The organism is Streptomyces griseus subsp. griseus (genome assembly GCF_000720255.1).
In the GTDB taxonomy this organism is placed as follows: Bacteria; Actinomycetota; Actinomycetes; order Streptomycetales; family Streptomycetaceae; genus Streptomyces; species Streptomyces griseus_I.
Genome location: NZ_JOJE01000003.1, coordinates 1 through 13,639 on the forward strand (window position 1 = coordinate 1; position 13,639 = coordinate 13,639).

At 72.5% G+C, this 13,639-nt stretch carries 12 protein-coding genes and 2 rRNA genes; 12 read left to right on the forward strand and 2 right to left on the reverse strand.

Annotated features, from left to right (window positions below):
• The 3 genes from IG99_RS05015 to IG99_RS49505 form a co-directional block, all read left to right on the forward strand.
• Positions 1 to 77 (forward strand): 23S ribosomal RNA (locus IG99_RS05015); the annotation flags it as partial.
• A 103-nt stretch (positions 78 to 180) separates the two neighbouring features.
• Positions 181 to 297: ribosomal RNA gene (gene rrf, locus IG99_RS05020) — 5S ribosomal RNA — on the forward strand.
• A gap of 1,411 nt (positions 298 to 1,708) precedes the next feature.
• Positions 1,709 to 2,482: a tetratricopeptide repeat protein gene (locus IG99_RS49505; protein WP_037670939.1), complete on the forward strand. Its 774-nt coding sequence runs from the start codon at positions 1,709 to 1,711 to the stop codon at positions 2,480 to 2,482.
• 62 nt (positions 2,483 to 2,544) lie between these two features.
• Here the strand turns inward: IG99_RS49505 and IG99_RS05030 are convergent, their stop codons facing one another.
• Complete coding sequence (locus IG99_RS05030) at positions 2,545 to 3,828, reverse strand: DUF1015 domain-containing protein (RefSeq protein ID WP_037670271.1); 1,284 nt, start codon at positions 3,826 to 3,828, stop codon at positions 2,545 to 2,547.
• 72 nt (positions 3,829 to 3,900) lie between these two features.
• On the opposite strand from IG99_RS05030, the gene IG99_RS05035 reads away from it, so the two are divergent.
• The 4 genes from IG99_RS05035 to IG99_RS05050 all read left to right on the forward strand — a co-directional run bounded on the left by IG99_RS05035 (position 3,901) and on the right by IG99_RS05050 (position 8,036).
• On the forward strand, positions 3,901 to 4,929 hold the full coding sequence (locus IG99_RS05035) for an HAD hydrolase-like protein (protein WP_037670273.1): 1,029 nt from the start codon (positions 3,901 to 3,903) through the stop codon (positions 4,927 to 4,929).
• Between the two features lie 118 nt (positions 4,930 to 5,047).
• Complete coding sequence (locus IG99_RS05040; protein ID WP_078947541.1) at positions 5,048 to 6,091, forward strand: FecCD family ABC transporter permease; 1,044 nt, start codon at positions 5,048 to 5,050, stop codon at positions 6,089 to 6,091.
• Positions 6,088 to 7,173: a FecCD family ABC transporter permease gene (locus IG99_RS05045; protein WP_051864937.1), complete on the forward strand. Its 1,086-nt coding sequence runs from the start codon at positions 6,088 to 6,090 to the stop codon at positions 7,171 to 7,173. Before IG99_RS05040 ends, IG99_RS05045 begins: the two co-directional genes overlap by 4 nt.
• Entirely contained in the window at positions 7,170 to 8,036 is an 867-nt protein-coding gene (locus tag IG99_RS05050; protein ID WP_037670278.1) for an ABC transporter ATP-binding protein, read from the forward strand. The genes IG99_RS05045 and IG99_RS05050 overlap by 4 nt, the downstream gene beginning before the upstream one ends.
• On the opposite strand, the gene IG99_RS05055 is transcribed toward IG99_RS05050, so the two are convergent.
• Positions 8,020 to 8,367: a sterol-binding protein gene (locus tag IG99_RS05055; protein WP_037670280.1), complete on the reverse strand. Its 348-nt coding sequence runs from the start codon at positions 8,365 to 8,367 to the stop codon at positions 8,020 to 8,022. The two genes, IG99_RS05050 and IG99_RS05055, sit on opposite strands and share 17 nt — an antisense overlap.
• 41 nt (positions 8,368 to 8,408) lie before the next feature.
• On the opposite strand from IG99_RS05055, the gene IG99_RS05060 reads away from it, so the two are divergent.
• The 5 genes from IG99_RS05060 (at position 8,409) to IG99_RS05080 (ending at position 13,618) form a co-directional block, all read left to right on the forward strand.
• Positions 8,409 to 8,705, forward strand: a complete 297-nt coding sequence (locus IG99_RS05060; RefSeq protein ID WP_037670282.1) for a hypothetical protein — start codon at positions 8,409 to 8,411, stop codon at positions 8,703 to 8,705.
• A gap of 14 nt (positions 8,706 to 8,719) precedes the next feature.
• Complete coding sequence (locus tag IG99_RS05065) at positions 8,720 to 9,535, forward strand: TlyA family RNA methyltransferase (RefSeq protein WP_037670284.1); 816 nt, start codon at positions 8,720 to 8,722, stop codon at positions 9,533 to 9,535.
• The gene (locus IG99_RS05070; protein ID WP_037670285.1) at positions 9,532 to 10,437 is read left to right on the forward strand and encodes an NAD kinase; all 906 of its coding nucleotides are present in this window, start codon (positions 9,532 to 9,534) and stop codon (positions 10,435 to 10,437) included. Before IG99_RS05065 ends, IG99_RS05070 begins: the two co-directional genes overlap by 4 nt.
• An 83-nt stretch (positions 10,438 to 10,520) precedes the next feature.
• Positions 10,521 to 12,239 (forward strand): DNA repair protein RecN, encoded by a 1,719-nt coding sequence (recN, locus tag IG99_RS05075; protein WP_037670287.1) that lies wholly within the window; start codon positions 10,521 to 10,523, stop codon positions 12,237 to 12,239.
• 242 nt (positions 12,240 to 12,481) lie between these two features.
• Positions 12,482 to 13,618 carry a glycosyltransferase family 4 protein gene (locus IG99_RS05080; protein ID WP_037670289.1) on the forward strand — a complete coding sequence of 379 codons (1,137 nt, stop codon included), beginning with the start codon at positions 12,482 to 12,484 and terminating at the stop codon, positions 13,616 to 13,618.
• The last annotated feature ends 21 nt before the right edge of the window (positions 13,619 to 13,639 follow it).

The following is a 13,639-nucleotide window of genomic DNA, read 5'->3' on the forward strand; positions in this document are numbered from 1 at the left end:
CTGGGTTGATAGGCCGGATCTGGAAGCACGGTAACGTGTGAAGGTGACCGGTACTAATAGGCCGAGGGCTTGTCCTCAGTTGCTCGCGTCCACTGTGTTAGTTCTGAGGCAACGACCGTTGCCGGTTTGAGCTGAACTCACAATTGAAGAGTGTGCTTGTTCGCTCGAAACCATTAGGGTTTCGGTGGTTATAGCGTGAGGGAAACGCCCGGTTACATTTCGAACCCGGAAGCTAAGCCTCACAGCGCCGATGGTACTGCAGGGGGGACCCTGTGGGAGAGTAGGACGCCGCCGAACAATCTTTGGGAAGGACCCCTGGTCCCCAGCGTTCAGCTGGGGACCAGGGGTCCTTTTCGTTTTTTGAATCACGCACAGTTCAGAGCGCATCGGGTACCCGACTGCGCGAGAATGACTGCGGTACCGAAGACAGGAGTCACCCATGTCCACCAACTCTCCCGACGACCGACCGGAGCGCGACCAGCGGCGACGGGACAGTGGGGACCGCGGCGACCGCGGCGGGTACCGCGGGGACCGTGGCGGCTTCCGCCGTGACAACGACCGCCGCGACAACGACCGTAACGACCGCGGTGGTTACGGCGCCCGGCGCGACGACAACCGTGGTGGTGGCGGTGGCTACGGCCGGCGCGACGACCGCCGTGGTGACGACCGCGGGCCGCGTCCGTCGTTCCAGCGTGACGACCGTGGGCCTCGCCGCGACGACCGGGGCGACCGTCCCCCCTTCCGCCGTGACGACCGTGGTGGTCGCCCGGAGCGTCGGGACGACGACCGTGGTGGGTTCCGGCGTGACGACAACCGTGGCCGGCGCGACGACCGCCGCGACGACCGCCGTGGTGACGACCGGGGGCCGCGTCCGTCGTTCCAGCGTGACGACCGTGACCGCGGGCCTCGCCGCGATGACCGCGGTGACCGTCCCCCCTTCCGCCGTGACGACCGGGGCGACCGCCCCTCCTTCCGCCGCGACGACCGCGGTGGTCGCCCGGAGCGTCGGGACGACGACCGTGGTGGGTTCCGGCGTGACGACAACCGTGGTGGTGGCGGTGGTTACGGCCGGCGTGATGACCGGCGCGACGACCGCCGTGGTGACGACCGGGGGCCGCGTCCGTCGTTCCAGCGTGACGACCGTGACCGCGGGCCTCGCCGCGACGACCGCGGTGACCGTCCCCCCTTCCGCCGCGACGACCGCGGCGACCGCCCCTCCTTCCGCCGCGACGACCGCGGCGACCGCCCCTCCTTCCGCCGTGACGACCGCGGTGACCGTCCCTCCTTCCGCCGTGACGACCGCGGTGACCGTCCCTCCTCCCGCGGTGACGACCGTGGTGGCTTCCGGCGCGACGACAACCGTGGCGGTGGCGGTGGCGGTGGCTACGGCCGCCGTGACGACCGGCGCGACGACCGCCGTGGCGACGACCGCGGGGACCGTGGTGGCTTCCGGCGGGACGAGCGCGGCGGTGACCGTGACCGTGGCTTCCGTGGCGGTGACGAGCGCACCGGTTTCCGGCGCGACGACCAGCGGGGCGACCGCGGTGAGCGCGGCGGTTACCGAGGCCGGGACGACCGAGGCGGACGCGGGCCGCGAAGGGACGACCGGGGCAGCCGGCCGGGTGGCTTCCGTGACCGGGACGACCGGCGTGCCGGCGGTGGGCGGTTCCGTGACGACCGGGACCGGGACCGGGAGCCGATCAAGCGGCTGCCGATCCCCGAGGACGTCACCGGTGACGAGATCGACAAGGACGTACGGCAGGAGCTGCAGAGCCTGCCGAAGACGCTCGCGGAGGACGTCGCCAAGAACCTGGTGATGGTCGCCCGGCTCATCGACGAGGACCCCGAGGGAGCCTACGGCTACTCCAGGGTGGCGTTGCGGCTGGCGTCGCGTGTCGCCGCGGTGCGGGAGGCCGCCGGGTTCGCCGCGTACGCGACCCAGAAGTACAGCGAGGCGCTCGCCGAGTTCAGGGCCGCCCGGCGGATGACCGGCAGCGTGGAGCTGTGGCCCGTCATGGCCGACTGCGAGCGTGGGCTCGGGCGGCCGGAGAAGACGCTGGACATGGCCGGCGCTCCCGAGGTGCACAAGCTCGACAAGGCCGGGCAGGTCGAGATGCGGCTCGTCGCGGCCGGGGCCCGACGTGACATGGGGCAGTTGGACGCGGCGATCGTGACGCTGCAGAGCCCCGAGCTGGCCTCCGGTTCCGTACAGCCGTGGACCGCGCGACTGCGGTACGCGTACGCGGACGCGCTGCTCGCGGCCCAGCGGGTCGACGAGGCGCGCGAGTGGTTCGCCAAGGCCGTCGAGGCCGACCGGGACGGCAGCACGGACGCCTCCGACCGGCTCGCCGAGCTGGACGGGGTCGAGTTCGTCGACGCGCTGGACGAGGACGAGACCGACGGTGGCTCCGAGTCCTCGCAGGCCCGGGCGGAGAGCGCGGAGAGCGCCGACGGGCCTGAGGGCGAGGACGACAAGGACTGACGTCCAGGCGTCCAGGAGTGAGGGGCGGGTTCCCGGAAGGGGACCCGCCCCTTCGTCGTGTCTCAGAGGTCCAGTGCCCGCAGGACCAGGCCCGACGCCGGCTTCGGGCCGAAGGACGTCGACTTGCGGGGCATGGTGACGCCCTGACGGGCGAGGTCACGGACGACCTCCTCGCGGACCGGGTGCAGCAGTACCGCCGTACCGCCGTCGCGTTCCGCCTTCGCGACCGTGGCGGCCGTGTCGTGGATGTAGGCGATGTGGGCGGGGGAGTCCTCGGGGATGCGCCAGACGTGGTCCAGGAGTGTGGCGTGCAGGACGGTCGCGTCGAGGGTGCGCCAGGCCGCGGGGCGGTCGGCGGGGACCGTGCGGGACAGGAGGGCCGGGTCCGGGCGGTCCACGAGGTGGAACGCGCCGTCGCCCGCCAGGAGGAACGCGTTGCCCGCGCAGGCCGCGTCGGCCAGCGCGTCGAGGGCCTGCGCCAGCGGCACGTCGAGGTGGCGTACGCGGAACAGACCGTCGAGCGCGGACAGGGCGTCCGCGACGGGCAGGCCGTGCAGGAGGCGGTGGATGGCGCGGACGCGCAGCGGATAGCGGGCCGTGTCGACGAGCAGGACCAGGCCGTGGTCCCAAGGGCTGGGGGAGGGGTGCTCGGCGCGGAGCCGGCGGTAGGTCGCCCAGCGGTGGTGGCCGTCGGCGATCAGGGCCTGGTGGCCGGCCAGGTCCGACTGGACGAGAGTGATGTCGGCCGGGTCGGTGACCGACCAGAGCCGGTGGCTGAAGCCGTCCTCGGTGGTCGTGTCGAGGAGTGGGGAGCGTTGGGTGGCGCGTTCGACGACATCGGCCGCCGAGCCATCGCCGCGGTACGTCAGCAGCAGGGGCTCGAGGTTCGCCGAGGTGGCCCGCATCAGGGCGGCGCGGTCCGCGACGACGTGCGGCATGACGTCCTCGTGGGGCAGTACGACGCCCTCGGACGGCTCGGAGACGCGCAGGGCGCCGATGAGGCCGCGCTGGAGCATGCCGCCGCCGTCGCGCTGCTCGTAGACGTAGAGGCCCGGTTCCGGGTCGGTGGTCAGGACGCCCTCGTCGAGCCAGCGGCGGAGGGTGTCGGCGGCCTGGTCGTTGCGGGCGGTGGGGGTGGTGGCCTGCGGGAGGATCAGCCGGACGATGTTGTAGGGGTCCGCGGACTGGAGGTGGTGGACGCCGTCGGGGCGTACGACGACGTCGTACGGAGGCGATGTCACGGCGGCCAGGCTGCCGACCCGGTCGGGGTCGTACCGCAGGCCTCGGAACGGGGTGAGTTCCAGGCCTCGGCGCGCCGTTGCTTCCGAGTGACCTGCTGTGTTCATCCCGGCATCGTACGGGTGTCAGTGCTATGCGGGATGATCGGGGGAAAGCGAGCGAACGAGGAGCGATGTGCAATGAGCCGGAGCGTCAGGACGAGGCCCGAGGGCAGTGGGCAGGCCCTGAGCGAGGCGTACGACACGGCGCTGCTCGACCTGGACGGTGTGGTGTACGCGGGTGGGAACGCGATCGTGCACGCGGTCGAGTCGCTCGACGCGGCTCGCGCGGGCGGGATGCGTCTTGCGTACGTCACCAACAACGCGCTGCGCACCCCGGACACGGTGGCCGAGCACCTGACCGAGCTGGGGATCCCGACGGGGGCGGACGACGTCATCACGTCGGCGCAGGCGGTGGCCCGGCTGATCAGTGAGCAGGTGCCCAGGCGGGCGCGGGTGTTGGTCATCGGCGGTGAGGGGCTGCGGGTGGCGCTGCGGGAGCGCGGGCTCGTGCCGGTGGAGTCCGCCGACGACGATCCGGCCGCTGTCGTACAGGGGTTCGGCGGGCCGGATCTGCCGTGGGGGCGGTTCGCGGAGGCGTCGTACGCCGTCGCGCGCGGGGTGCCGTGGTTCGCGTCCAACACCGATCTGACGATTCCCAGCGGGCGTGGGATCGCGCCGGGCAACGGGGCGGCGGTGGAGGTCGTGCGGATCGCGACCGGGGCGGAGCCGCAGGTGGCGGGCAAGCCCTTGCCGCCGATGCACCGCGAGACGATCCTGCGGACGGGGGCCGAGCGGCCGCTGGTGGTCGGGGACCGGCTGGACACGGACATCGAGGGCGCGTTCAACGGCGAGGTCGACTCGCTGCTCGTGCTGACCGGAGTCACCGACGGCGCGCAGTTGCTGGCCGCCCCGCCGCAGCACCGGCCGACGTACGTCGACGCGGACCTGCGCGGGCTGCTCACCGGGCAGCCGGAGGTCACGGAGGCCGACGGTGGGTTCCGGTGCGGTGGGTGGACGGCGGCGGCCGGTGGCGAGCGGCTCGAACTCGACGGCGACGGCGAGACGTTGGACGGTCTGCGGGCGCTGTGCGCGGCGGCCTGGACGGTGGCAGCCGAGGGCAGCTGCGAGTTGGACGGGGGAAAGGCGCTGGCGCGGCTGGGACTGTGAGACGGGCGGGTGCCCGGCCTGTGACGGTGGGCGACGGAATCGCGCCCCGTCTGTGAACTCGAGGCCGGGTGTGGACCAGGGATCGAGAGGGGCAGGGAGGGTAGGCTAACCTAACTACGTGTTGGTCGACAGTCCTCCCGAACAGCGCGCGGAGACAGCCCCCGCGCCCCCAAGCCGCCGGGCGATACGGTCCTTTGGGCTTCTCGTCTCCGTGCTGATCCTGGCGCTCGTCGTCCTGGCGAGCATCGCGATCGGCGCGAAGGAACTGTCCGTCGCGCAGGTCTGGCACGGGCTGTTCGAGAACTCGGGGACGTACGGCGACGTCGTGGTGGACGAGCGGCTGTCGCGGACCGTCCTCGGGCTGCTCGCGGGCGCCGCGCTCGGCCTGTCGGGGGCCGTGCTCCAGGCGTTGACGCGCAATCCGCTGGCCGACCCGGGGCTCCTGGGCATCAACGCGGGTGCCTCGGCCGCGGTCGTCACGGCGGTGACGTACCTGGGGGTCACGAGCCTGACCGGCTATGTGTGGTTCGCGTTCTTCGGGGCGTTCGCGGTCGGTGCGCTGGTCTGGTTCCTGGGCGGCAGCAGGGGGGCCACGCCGGTGCGGCTGGCGCTCGCCGGCACGGCGATCAGTGCCGCGCTGTACGGGTACCTGCAGGCCGTGATGATCATGGATGACGCGGCGCTGTCCAAGATGCGTTTCTGGACGGTGGGTTCGCTGTCGGCCGCGACCGACGAGACGATCCGGCAGGTGTTGCCCTTCCTCGCGGTCGGTACGGTCCTCGCGCTCTCCCTGGCCCGGCCGCTCAACGCGATGGCCATGGGCGACGACACCGCCACGGCGCTGGGCGCCCACCTCAACCGCACCCGGGCGCTGTCCATGCTGGCGGCGACCCTGCTGTGCGGGTCCGCGACCGCCGCCTGCGGGCCGATCGTCTTCGTCGGGCTGATGGTGCCGCACGTCGTGCGCTCCTTCACCGGGCCCGACCTGCGCTGGATCCTGCCCTACGCGACCGTCCTGTCGCCGGTGCTGCTGCTCGGCGCGGATGTGATCGGCCGGGTCGTCGCCCGGCCCTCCGAGGTCCAGGTCGGCATCATCACCGCGATCATCGGCGGCCCGGTCTTCATCCACCTCGTACGACGGCGGAGGACGGCGCAGCTGTGAAGAGCGCAGAGAAGACCGACCGGACCCCCCGCGGCAGCCGGGCCCCCCGCGGCACCCGGACCATCCGTACCCCGGGCGGGCTCTCCGTCCGGCTGGACGTGCGTGCCCTGACCGTCGTCCTCCTGCTGCTGCTCGCCGCGCTCGTCGCGAGCGTCGTGCTGATCGGTACCGGGGATTTCCCCATTCCGGCATCCGACGTGCTCAAGGCGCTGGTCGGGGACGGCAACCCGGGGCAGGAGTTCATCGTCAACGAGCTGAGGCTGCCGCGAGTCCTCGTGGGGCTGCTGGTCGGCGCCTCGCTGGGATTCGGTGGCGCGCTGTTCCAGGCCATCTCCCGCAATCCGCTGGGCAGCCCGGACGTGCTGGGCCTCGGGCAGGGGGCGACGGCCGGCGCGCTCGTGGTGATCGTGCTGTTCTCCGGGAGCGCGACCCAGGTGACCCTCGGGGCGCTGGTGGGCGGGCTGGTCACCGGCGCGGCCATCTACCTGCTGTCCTGGAAGCGGGGTGTGCACGGCTACCGGCTGGTACTCGTCGGTATCGGAGTCGCGGCGATCGCCACGGCCGTCAACGGCTATCTGCTCACCAAGGCTGACCTCGTCGACGCGGCCCGCGCGGTCGTGTGGATGACCGGGTCCCTGAACGGCCGTGACTGGGATCAGGTCTGGCCGCTGCTCGCCCTGTGGGCCGTGCTCGTGCCGCTGGTCCTCGCCAACGGCCGGGGCCTGCGGATGATGGAGATGGGCGACGACGTCTCGAACGCGCTCGGCGTGCGCGTGGAGCGCGTGAGGCTGCTGCTGATGGTCGCCGCCGTGCTGCTCACCGCGTCCGCCACGGCCGCCGCGGGCCCCGTCAGCTTCGTGGCGCTCACCGCCCCGCAGCTCGCCCGGCGCCTCACCCGCTCGCCCGGACCGAACCTCGTCGCGTCCCTGTGCATGGGTGCCGCCCTGCTCGTGACCGCCGACTGGATCTCGCAGCGGGCCTTCGGCGCCGACCAGCTGCCCGTCGGTGTGGTCACCGGCGTTGTCGGTGGTGTCTACCTGCTGTGGCTGCTGGTCACCGAGCGCAGGGCGGGCCGGATATGAGCGGCGCGGCGAAGCCGGACACCAGCAAGAACACCCTGAGGAGTACCGTGAACCGCCTGTCCGCCGAGAACGTCACCCTCGCCTACGACCAGCGTGTCATCGCCGAACAGCTGTCGGTGGAGATCCCCGACAACTCCTTCACCGTGATCGTCGGCCCCAACGCGTGCGGCAAGTCGACACTCCTGCGGGCCCTGTCGCGGATGCTGAAGCCGGCCGAGGGGCGGGTGCTGCTCGACGGGCAGGTCATCCAGTCGATGCCGGCGAAGAAGGTCGCCAGGACGCTGGGGCTGCTGCCGCAGTCCTCGATCGCGCCCGACGGGATCACCGTCGCCGACCTGGTGGGCCGCGGCCGCTACCCGCACCAGGGCATCCTGCGCCAGTGGTCGACCGAGGACGAGCGGGTGGTCCAGGAGTCCATGGCGCGGACCGGGGTCGCCGAGCTGGCCGACCGGTATGTGGACGAGCTGTCGGGCGGTCAGCGCCAGCGCGTGTGGATCGCGATGGCGCTCGCCCAGCAGACGCCGCTGCTGCTCCTGGACGAGCCGACGACGTTCCTGGACATCCAGCACCAGATCGACGTCCTCGACCTGTGCGCCGAGCTGCACGAGGAGCAGGGCCGCACGCTGGTCGCCGTGCTGCACGACCTCAACCACGCCGCTCGGTACGCCACTCATCTGATCGCGCTCAAGGGCGGCACGGTCATCGCTCAGGGCGCGCCGAACGACGTCGTCACGGCCGAGCTGGTCGAGGAGGTCTTCGGGCTGCGCTGCCAGGTCGTCGACGACCCGGAGACGGGTACCCCGCTGGTGGTGCCGGCGGCGCGCAGGGCACGCGCGCGGGTGACCGTCACAGAAGCTTCCTGAGCTGGAACAGGTCTCTGATCCCGGCCTCCAGTTTCACCCGCCCCGATCCCCAGGCCTTGGCGAAGTGCAGGTCGCCGCTGACCAGCGCGACCAGGTCGTCGCCGGTCATGGCCAGCCTGATCTGGGCCTTCTCCCGAGGAGGGCCCTGCAAGGTGTCCTGCACGACGATCCGGCCGTCCGCCATCCGGCCGACGAACGTGACGTCGAGGTCCGTGATCCAGCAGCTCACCGAACGGTCTAGGGATGCGGCCGCACGGACGTCCCCTTCGGTGCTCTGCATGTTCTCCGAGAGCTTCTCGAGTGCCGTACGGCACTCCTCAATCGTGGCCATCGCGACGACGGTACCCCAGGGGTTCGAGGTAGCGTCTGGGCATGAGCGACACAGTGCCGGAGCCAGAGGCACGGGAGGCCCCGGTCGAGCCGGAGTCCCAGGCCGTACCGGAGCGCGATCCCGCCGCCCCCGCCGCGCTGAACGTGCCCCGCACCCCCACCGGCAACGCCGAGGTGGACGCCCACCTGCGGCGGCTGGGTGACGCGGACCACCTCGCCACCGACGGGCACGTCGAGGTGTACGAGGATGTACACCGGGGGCTGCGCGACGCGCTCACCGCGCTCGACGCCCGCCCGGGACCTCCGGCGCCCCCCTCGCCCTCGACGTATACGCGGTAGGAGCTGAACCGAACGTGGCAGGAGTCGCACGTCTCCGTCTGGACGCGGAGCTGGTCCGCAGAAAGCTCGCGCGCTCGCGTGAGCACGCCGGGCAGCTGATCGCCGCCGGGCGGGTCACCGTCGGCAAGACCGTCGCGACCAAGTCCGCCACCCAGGTGGAGACCGCGGCCGCGATCGTGGTGGCCGCCGACGACAGCGACCCGGACTACGTGTCCCGGGGCGGCCACAAGCTCGCCGGCGCGCTGGAGGTCTTCGTGCCGCGGGGGCTCGTGGTCGAGGGGCGGCGGGCGCTGGACGCCGGCGCGTCCACCGGCGGCTTCACCGACGTACTGCTGCGCGCGGGCGCCGCGCACGTCGTCGCCGTCGACGTCGGATACGGACAACTCGCGTGGTCTCTGCGGAGCGATGAACGCGTCACCGTCAAGGATCGTACGAACGTACGCGAGTTGACGCTTGAAGCGATCGATGGGGAGTCTGTGGATCTTGTCGTGGGTGATCTGTCCTTCATCCCGCTCGGGCTGGTGCTGCCGGCCCTGACGCGGTGTGTGAAGCCGGACGCCGACCTGGTGATGATGGTCAAGCCGCAGTTCGAGGTGGGGAAGGAGCGGCTGGGCAGCGGGGGAGTCGTACGCAGTCCCCAGCTGCGGGCCGACGCCGTGCGGGGGGTGGCCGACAAGGCCTGGGAGCTGGGTCTCGGGGCGAACGGCGTGACGGCCAGTCCGTTGCCCGGGCCCAGGGGCAACGTGGAGTACTTTCTCTGGCTGCGGTCCGGGGCTCCGGCCCTGGACCCGGCCGATGTTGACCGTGCAGTTGCGGAGGGGCCGCGTTGACACAGAACCGAGCTCGTACAGTTTTCCTGCTCGCCCACACGGGGCGGCCCGCCGCCATCCGCAGTGCGGAGCTGGTGGTGAAGGGGCTGCTGCGCGAGGGCATCGGTGTGCGCGTACTGGAGTACGAGGCGCGCGACCTGCCGCTGCCCGAAGAGGTGGAGCTGGTCAAGGAGGCGACTCCGCAGTGCCTCGACGGGTGTGAACTGCTCATCGTGCTCGGCGGCGACGGGACGCTGCTGCGGGGCGCCGAGTTCGCGCGCGCGTCCGGGGTGCCGATGCTCGGCGTCAACCTCGGGCGGGTCGGGTTCCTCGCGGAGGCCGAGCGGGACGATCTCGACAAGGTCGTGGACCGGGTGGTGACCAAGGCGTACGAGGTCGAGGAGCGGATGACCGTCGACGTCGTCGTTCACCGCAACGGGGACATCGTGCACACGGACTGGGCGCTGAACGAGGCGGCCGTGCAGAAGGTGTCCGCGGAGAAGCTGCTCGAAGTGGTGCTGGAGATCGACGGGCGGCCGGTGACCGGGTTCGGATGTGACGGCATCGTCCTGTCCACGCCGACCGGGTCGACCGCGTACGCGTTCTCGGCGGGCGGGCCTGTGGTCTGGCCCGAGGTGGAGGCGTTGCTGATGGTGCCGATCAGTGCGCACGCGCTGTTCGCGAAGCCGCTGGTGACGTCGCCGGATTCCGTGCTGGCGGTGGAGGTGCTGCCTCATATTCCGCCGGGCGTCCTGTGGTGTGACGGGCGGCGGACCGTGGAGCTGCCGCCCGGGGCGCGGGTGGAGGTACGCAGGGGCGCGGTGCCGGTGCGGCTGGCCCGGCTGCATCACGCCTCGTTCACCGATCGGCTGGTGGCGAAGTTCGCGTTGCCCGTGTCCGGGTGGCGGGGGGCGCCGCACTAGCGCGCGCTTCCCTCCTCCGGGTGACAAGGGCGCCTCGCGCTCCTTGCCGCGGACCTCGTAAGGTCTTCCCCGTGTTGGAGGAGATGCGGATACGGTCGCTCGGGGTCATCGACGACGCTGTTGTCGAGTTGTCGCCGGGGTTCACCGCTGTCACCGGTGAGACGGGTGCGGGCAAGACCATGGTGGTCACCAGCCTCGGCTTGCTGTTGGGCGGGCGGGCGGATGCGGCACTCGTGCGGATCGGGGCCGAGAAGGCGGTCGTGGAGGGGCGGATCAGCGTGCCCTCGGACGCTTCGGTCGCCGTACGGGCCGAGGAGGCCGGGGCCGAGCTCGACGACGGGGCGCTGCTGATCAGTCGTACCGTTTCGGCCGAGGGGCGCTCGCGGGCGCACGTCGGCGGACGCAGCGTGCCCGTGGGGATGCTGGCCGAGCTCGCCGACGAGCTGGTGGCCGTGCACGGGCAGACCGATCAGCAGGGGCTGCTGAAGCTGTCCCGGCAGCGGCAGGCGCTCGACCGGTACGCGGGCGACGCCGTCGCCGTGCCGCTGGCGAAGTACGCGGAGGCCTACCGGCGGCTGCGGGCCGTCTCCGTGGAGCTGGACGAGATCACCACGCGCGCGCGTGAGCGGGCCCAGGAAGCCGACATGCTGCGGTACGGGCTCGACGAGATCGCCGGCGTGGAGCCGCGTACCGGCGAGGACGTGGAGCTGGCGGAGGAGGCGGAGCGGCTGGGGCACGCGGAGGCGCTGTCCTCGGCCGCCACGGCCGCTCACGCCGCTCTGGCGGGCAATCCGGAGGACCCCGAGGGGATCGACGCCGCCACGCTCGTCGCGGGCGCTCAGCGGGCCCTGGAGGCCGTGCGGGCGCATGACCCGGCGCTGTCGGCGCTCGCCGACCGGATCGGGGAGATCGGGATCCTGCTGGGTGACGTGGCGGGCGAGCTGGCGGGGTACGCCGACGACCTGGACGCCGATCCGCTGCGGCTGTCGGCCGTGGAGGAGCGTCGGGCCGCGCTGACGGCGCTGACGCGCAAGTACGGCGAAGATGTCGGCGCGGTGCTCACGTGGGCCGAGCGGAGTGCGGCCCGGCTCACCGAGCTGGACTCCGACGACGAGCGGATCGGCGAGCTGACCGGTGAGCGGGACGCGCTGCGGACCGAATTGGGCGGTCTCGCACAGGCCCTGAGCGATGCCCGTGCGGAGGCCGCCGAACGGTTCGCCGCCGCCGTGACCGCGGAGCTGGCCTCGCTGGCCATGCCGCACGCGCGCGTGTCGTTCGACATCCGGCAGACCGAGGACCCGGAGGGCGTCGAGGTCGGCGGGCGTACGGTCGCGTACGGGCCGTCCGGTGTGGACGAGGTCGAGCTGCTGCTGGCCCCGCATCCGGGGGCGCCGCCGCGGCCCATCGCCAAGGGCGCGTCGGGCGGTGAGCTCTCGCGCGTGATGCTGGCCGTGGAGGTCGTGTTCGCGGGGACGGACCCCGTGCCGACGTATCTGTTCGACGAGGTCGACGCGGGTGTGGGCGGCAAGGCGGCGGTGGAGATCGGGCGGCGGCTCGCGCGGCTCGCGAAGAGCGCGCAGGTCGTCGTGGTGACCCACCTGCCGCAGGTGGCCGCCTTCGCGGACCGGCAGCTGCTGGTCGAGAAGACGAACGACGGGTCGGTGACGCGCTCCGGTGTGAAGGTGCTCGAAGGGGAGGACCGGATCAGGGAGCTGTCCCGGATGCTGGCCGGGCAGGAGGACTCGGAGACGGCCCGGGCCCATGCGGAGGAGCTGTTGGCGACGGCGCGGGAGGGCGCGTAGGGGCTCGACCGCACGGGAGGCGCTCGGAGCCGCGTTCGCGCAGACGCCCACTGATTCACTCGTGTGGGTGACGCGTAGGGGCTCCCGCCCGGTCGCCGCCTCGTCGGCGTTCCCGGAACACTCGTACGTCCTGGCATTCTTGGCGTAGAAGGGGGAGGAATCGCGCGGAACACCACCGCGCGTGGTCCCTCTCTGTACGTTTCCTCGTGACCGTCCGATGCCGAACCAGGAGCCCCGGCCGCGTGAGCCCCGTGAGCAGCCCAGCACCGCACGGTCAGTCGTCGCTGCGCACCGTGCAGGTGCTCGGGGGCGGCAACGCCGGCAGCAGCGCCCATGTGCGCTCACTGACCGCGGGGCTCGTCGCCCGGGGCGTGCGGGTCACCGTGTGCGCCCCCTCGGAGGCCGATCACTCCTACGACTTCACGGGCGCCGGTGCCGAACACGTGCACGTGCCGCGCAGCAGCGACCCGGGTTCCGTGGCGGCCCTGCGGGCGGCCTGCACGGACGCCGACCTGGTGCACGCGCACGGGCTGCACGCATCGTTCCGTGCGGTGCTCGCCCTCAGCGGCCGACGCACTCCGCTCGTCGTCACCTGGCACAACCGTGCGCACGCCGAGGGGGCGCGCGCCCACCTGCTGCGATTGCTGGAGCGGCGGGTCGCGAAGGCAGCCACGGTGGTGCTCGGCACCTCGTCCGACCTTGTGGACCGGGCGCGCCGCACGGGCGCGCGGGACGCCCGGCTCGCCGCCGTGGCGCTGCCCGGGCCCCGCGGGCCCGAAGCGCCCGAGGAGCCCGAGCGGCTGCGCCCCAAGGCGCGGGCCGAACTGGGCGCCACCGGCCGGCCGTTGCTGATGGCGGTCGGCTCCCTGGAACGGCATCGCGGGTATGACGTCCTGCTGGACGCCTCGCGCGCGTGGCGCGAGCTCGACCCGGCGCCGCTGGTCGTGATCGCGGGTGAGGGGCCGCTGCGGGCGGAGCTGCAGCGCCGTATCGAGGACGAGGAGCTGCCGGTGCGGCTCATCGGGCGGCGGGACGACGTGGGCGCGCTGCTCGCCGCCGCCGATCTGGCGCTGCTGCCGAGCCGGTGCGAGTCGCGGTCCGTGCTGGCCCAGGAGGCCCTCCACGCGCGCGTGCCGCTCGTGGCCGCGCAGGTGGGTGGCATCCGCGAACTCGTCGGCGAAGCCGCCGAACTCGTGCCGCACGGCGACCCGGGCGCCCTCGCGTACGCCGTCGTACGACTGCTGGACGACCCCGGGCGGTGCGAGACCCTCCGGCAGCGGGGCGTGCGACAAGCGGCCACCTGGCCGACGGAGGACGAGACCGTCACCCAGGTCCTCAGCGTCTACGACGAGCTGACGCAGCCGCGGCCTCTGAGCTGAGCGGACGTCAGCGCGTCGAGC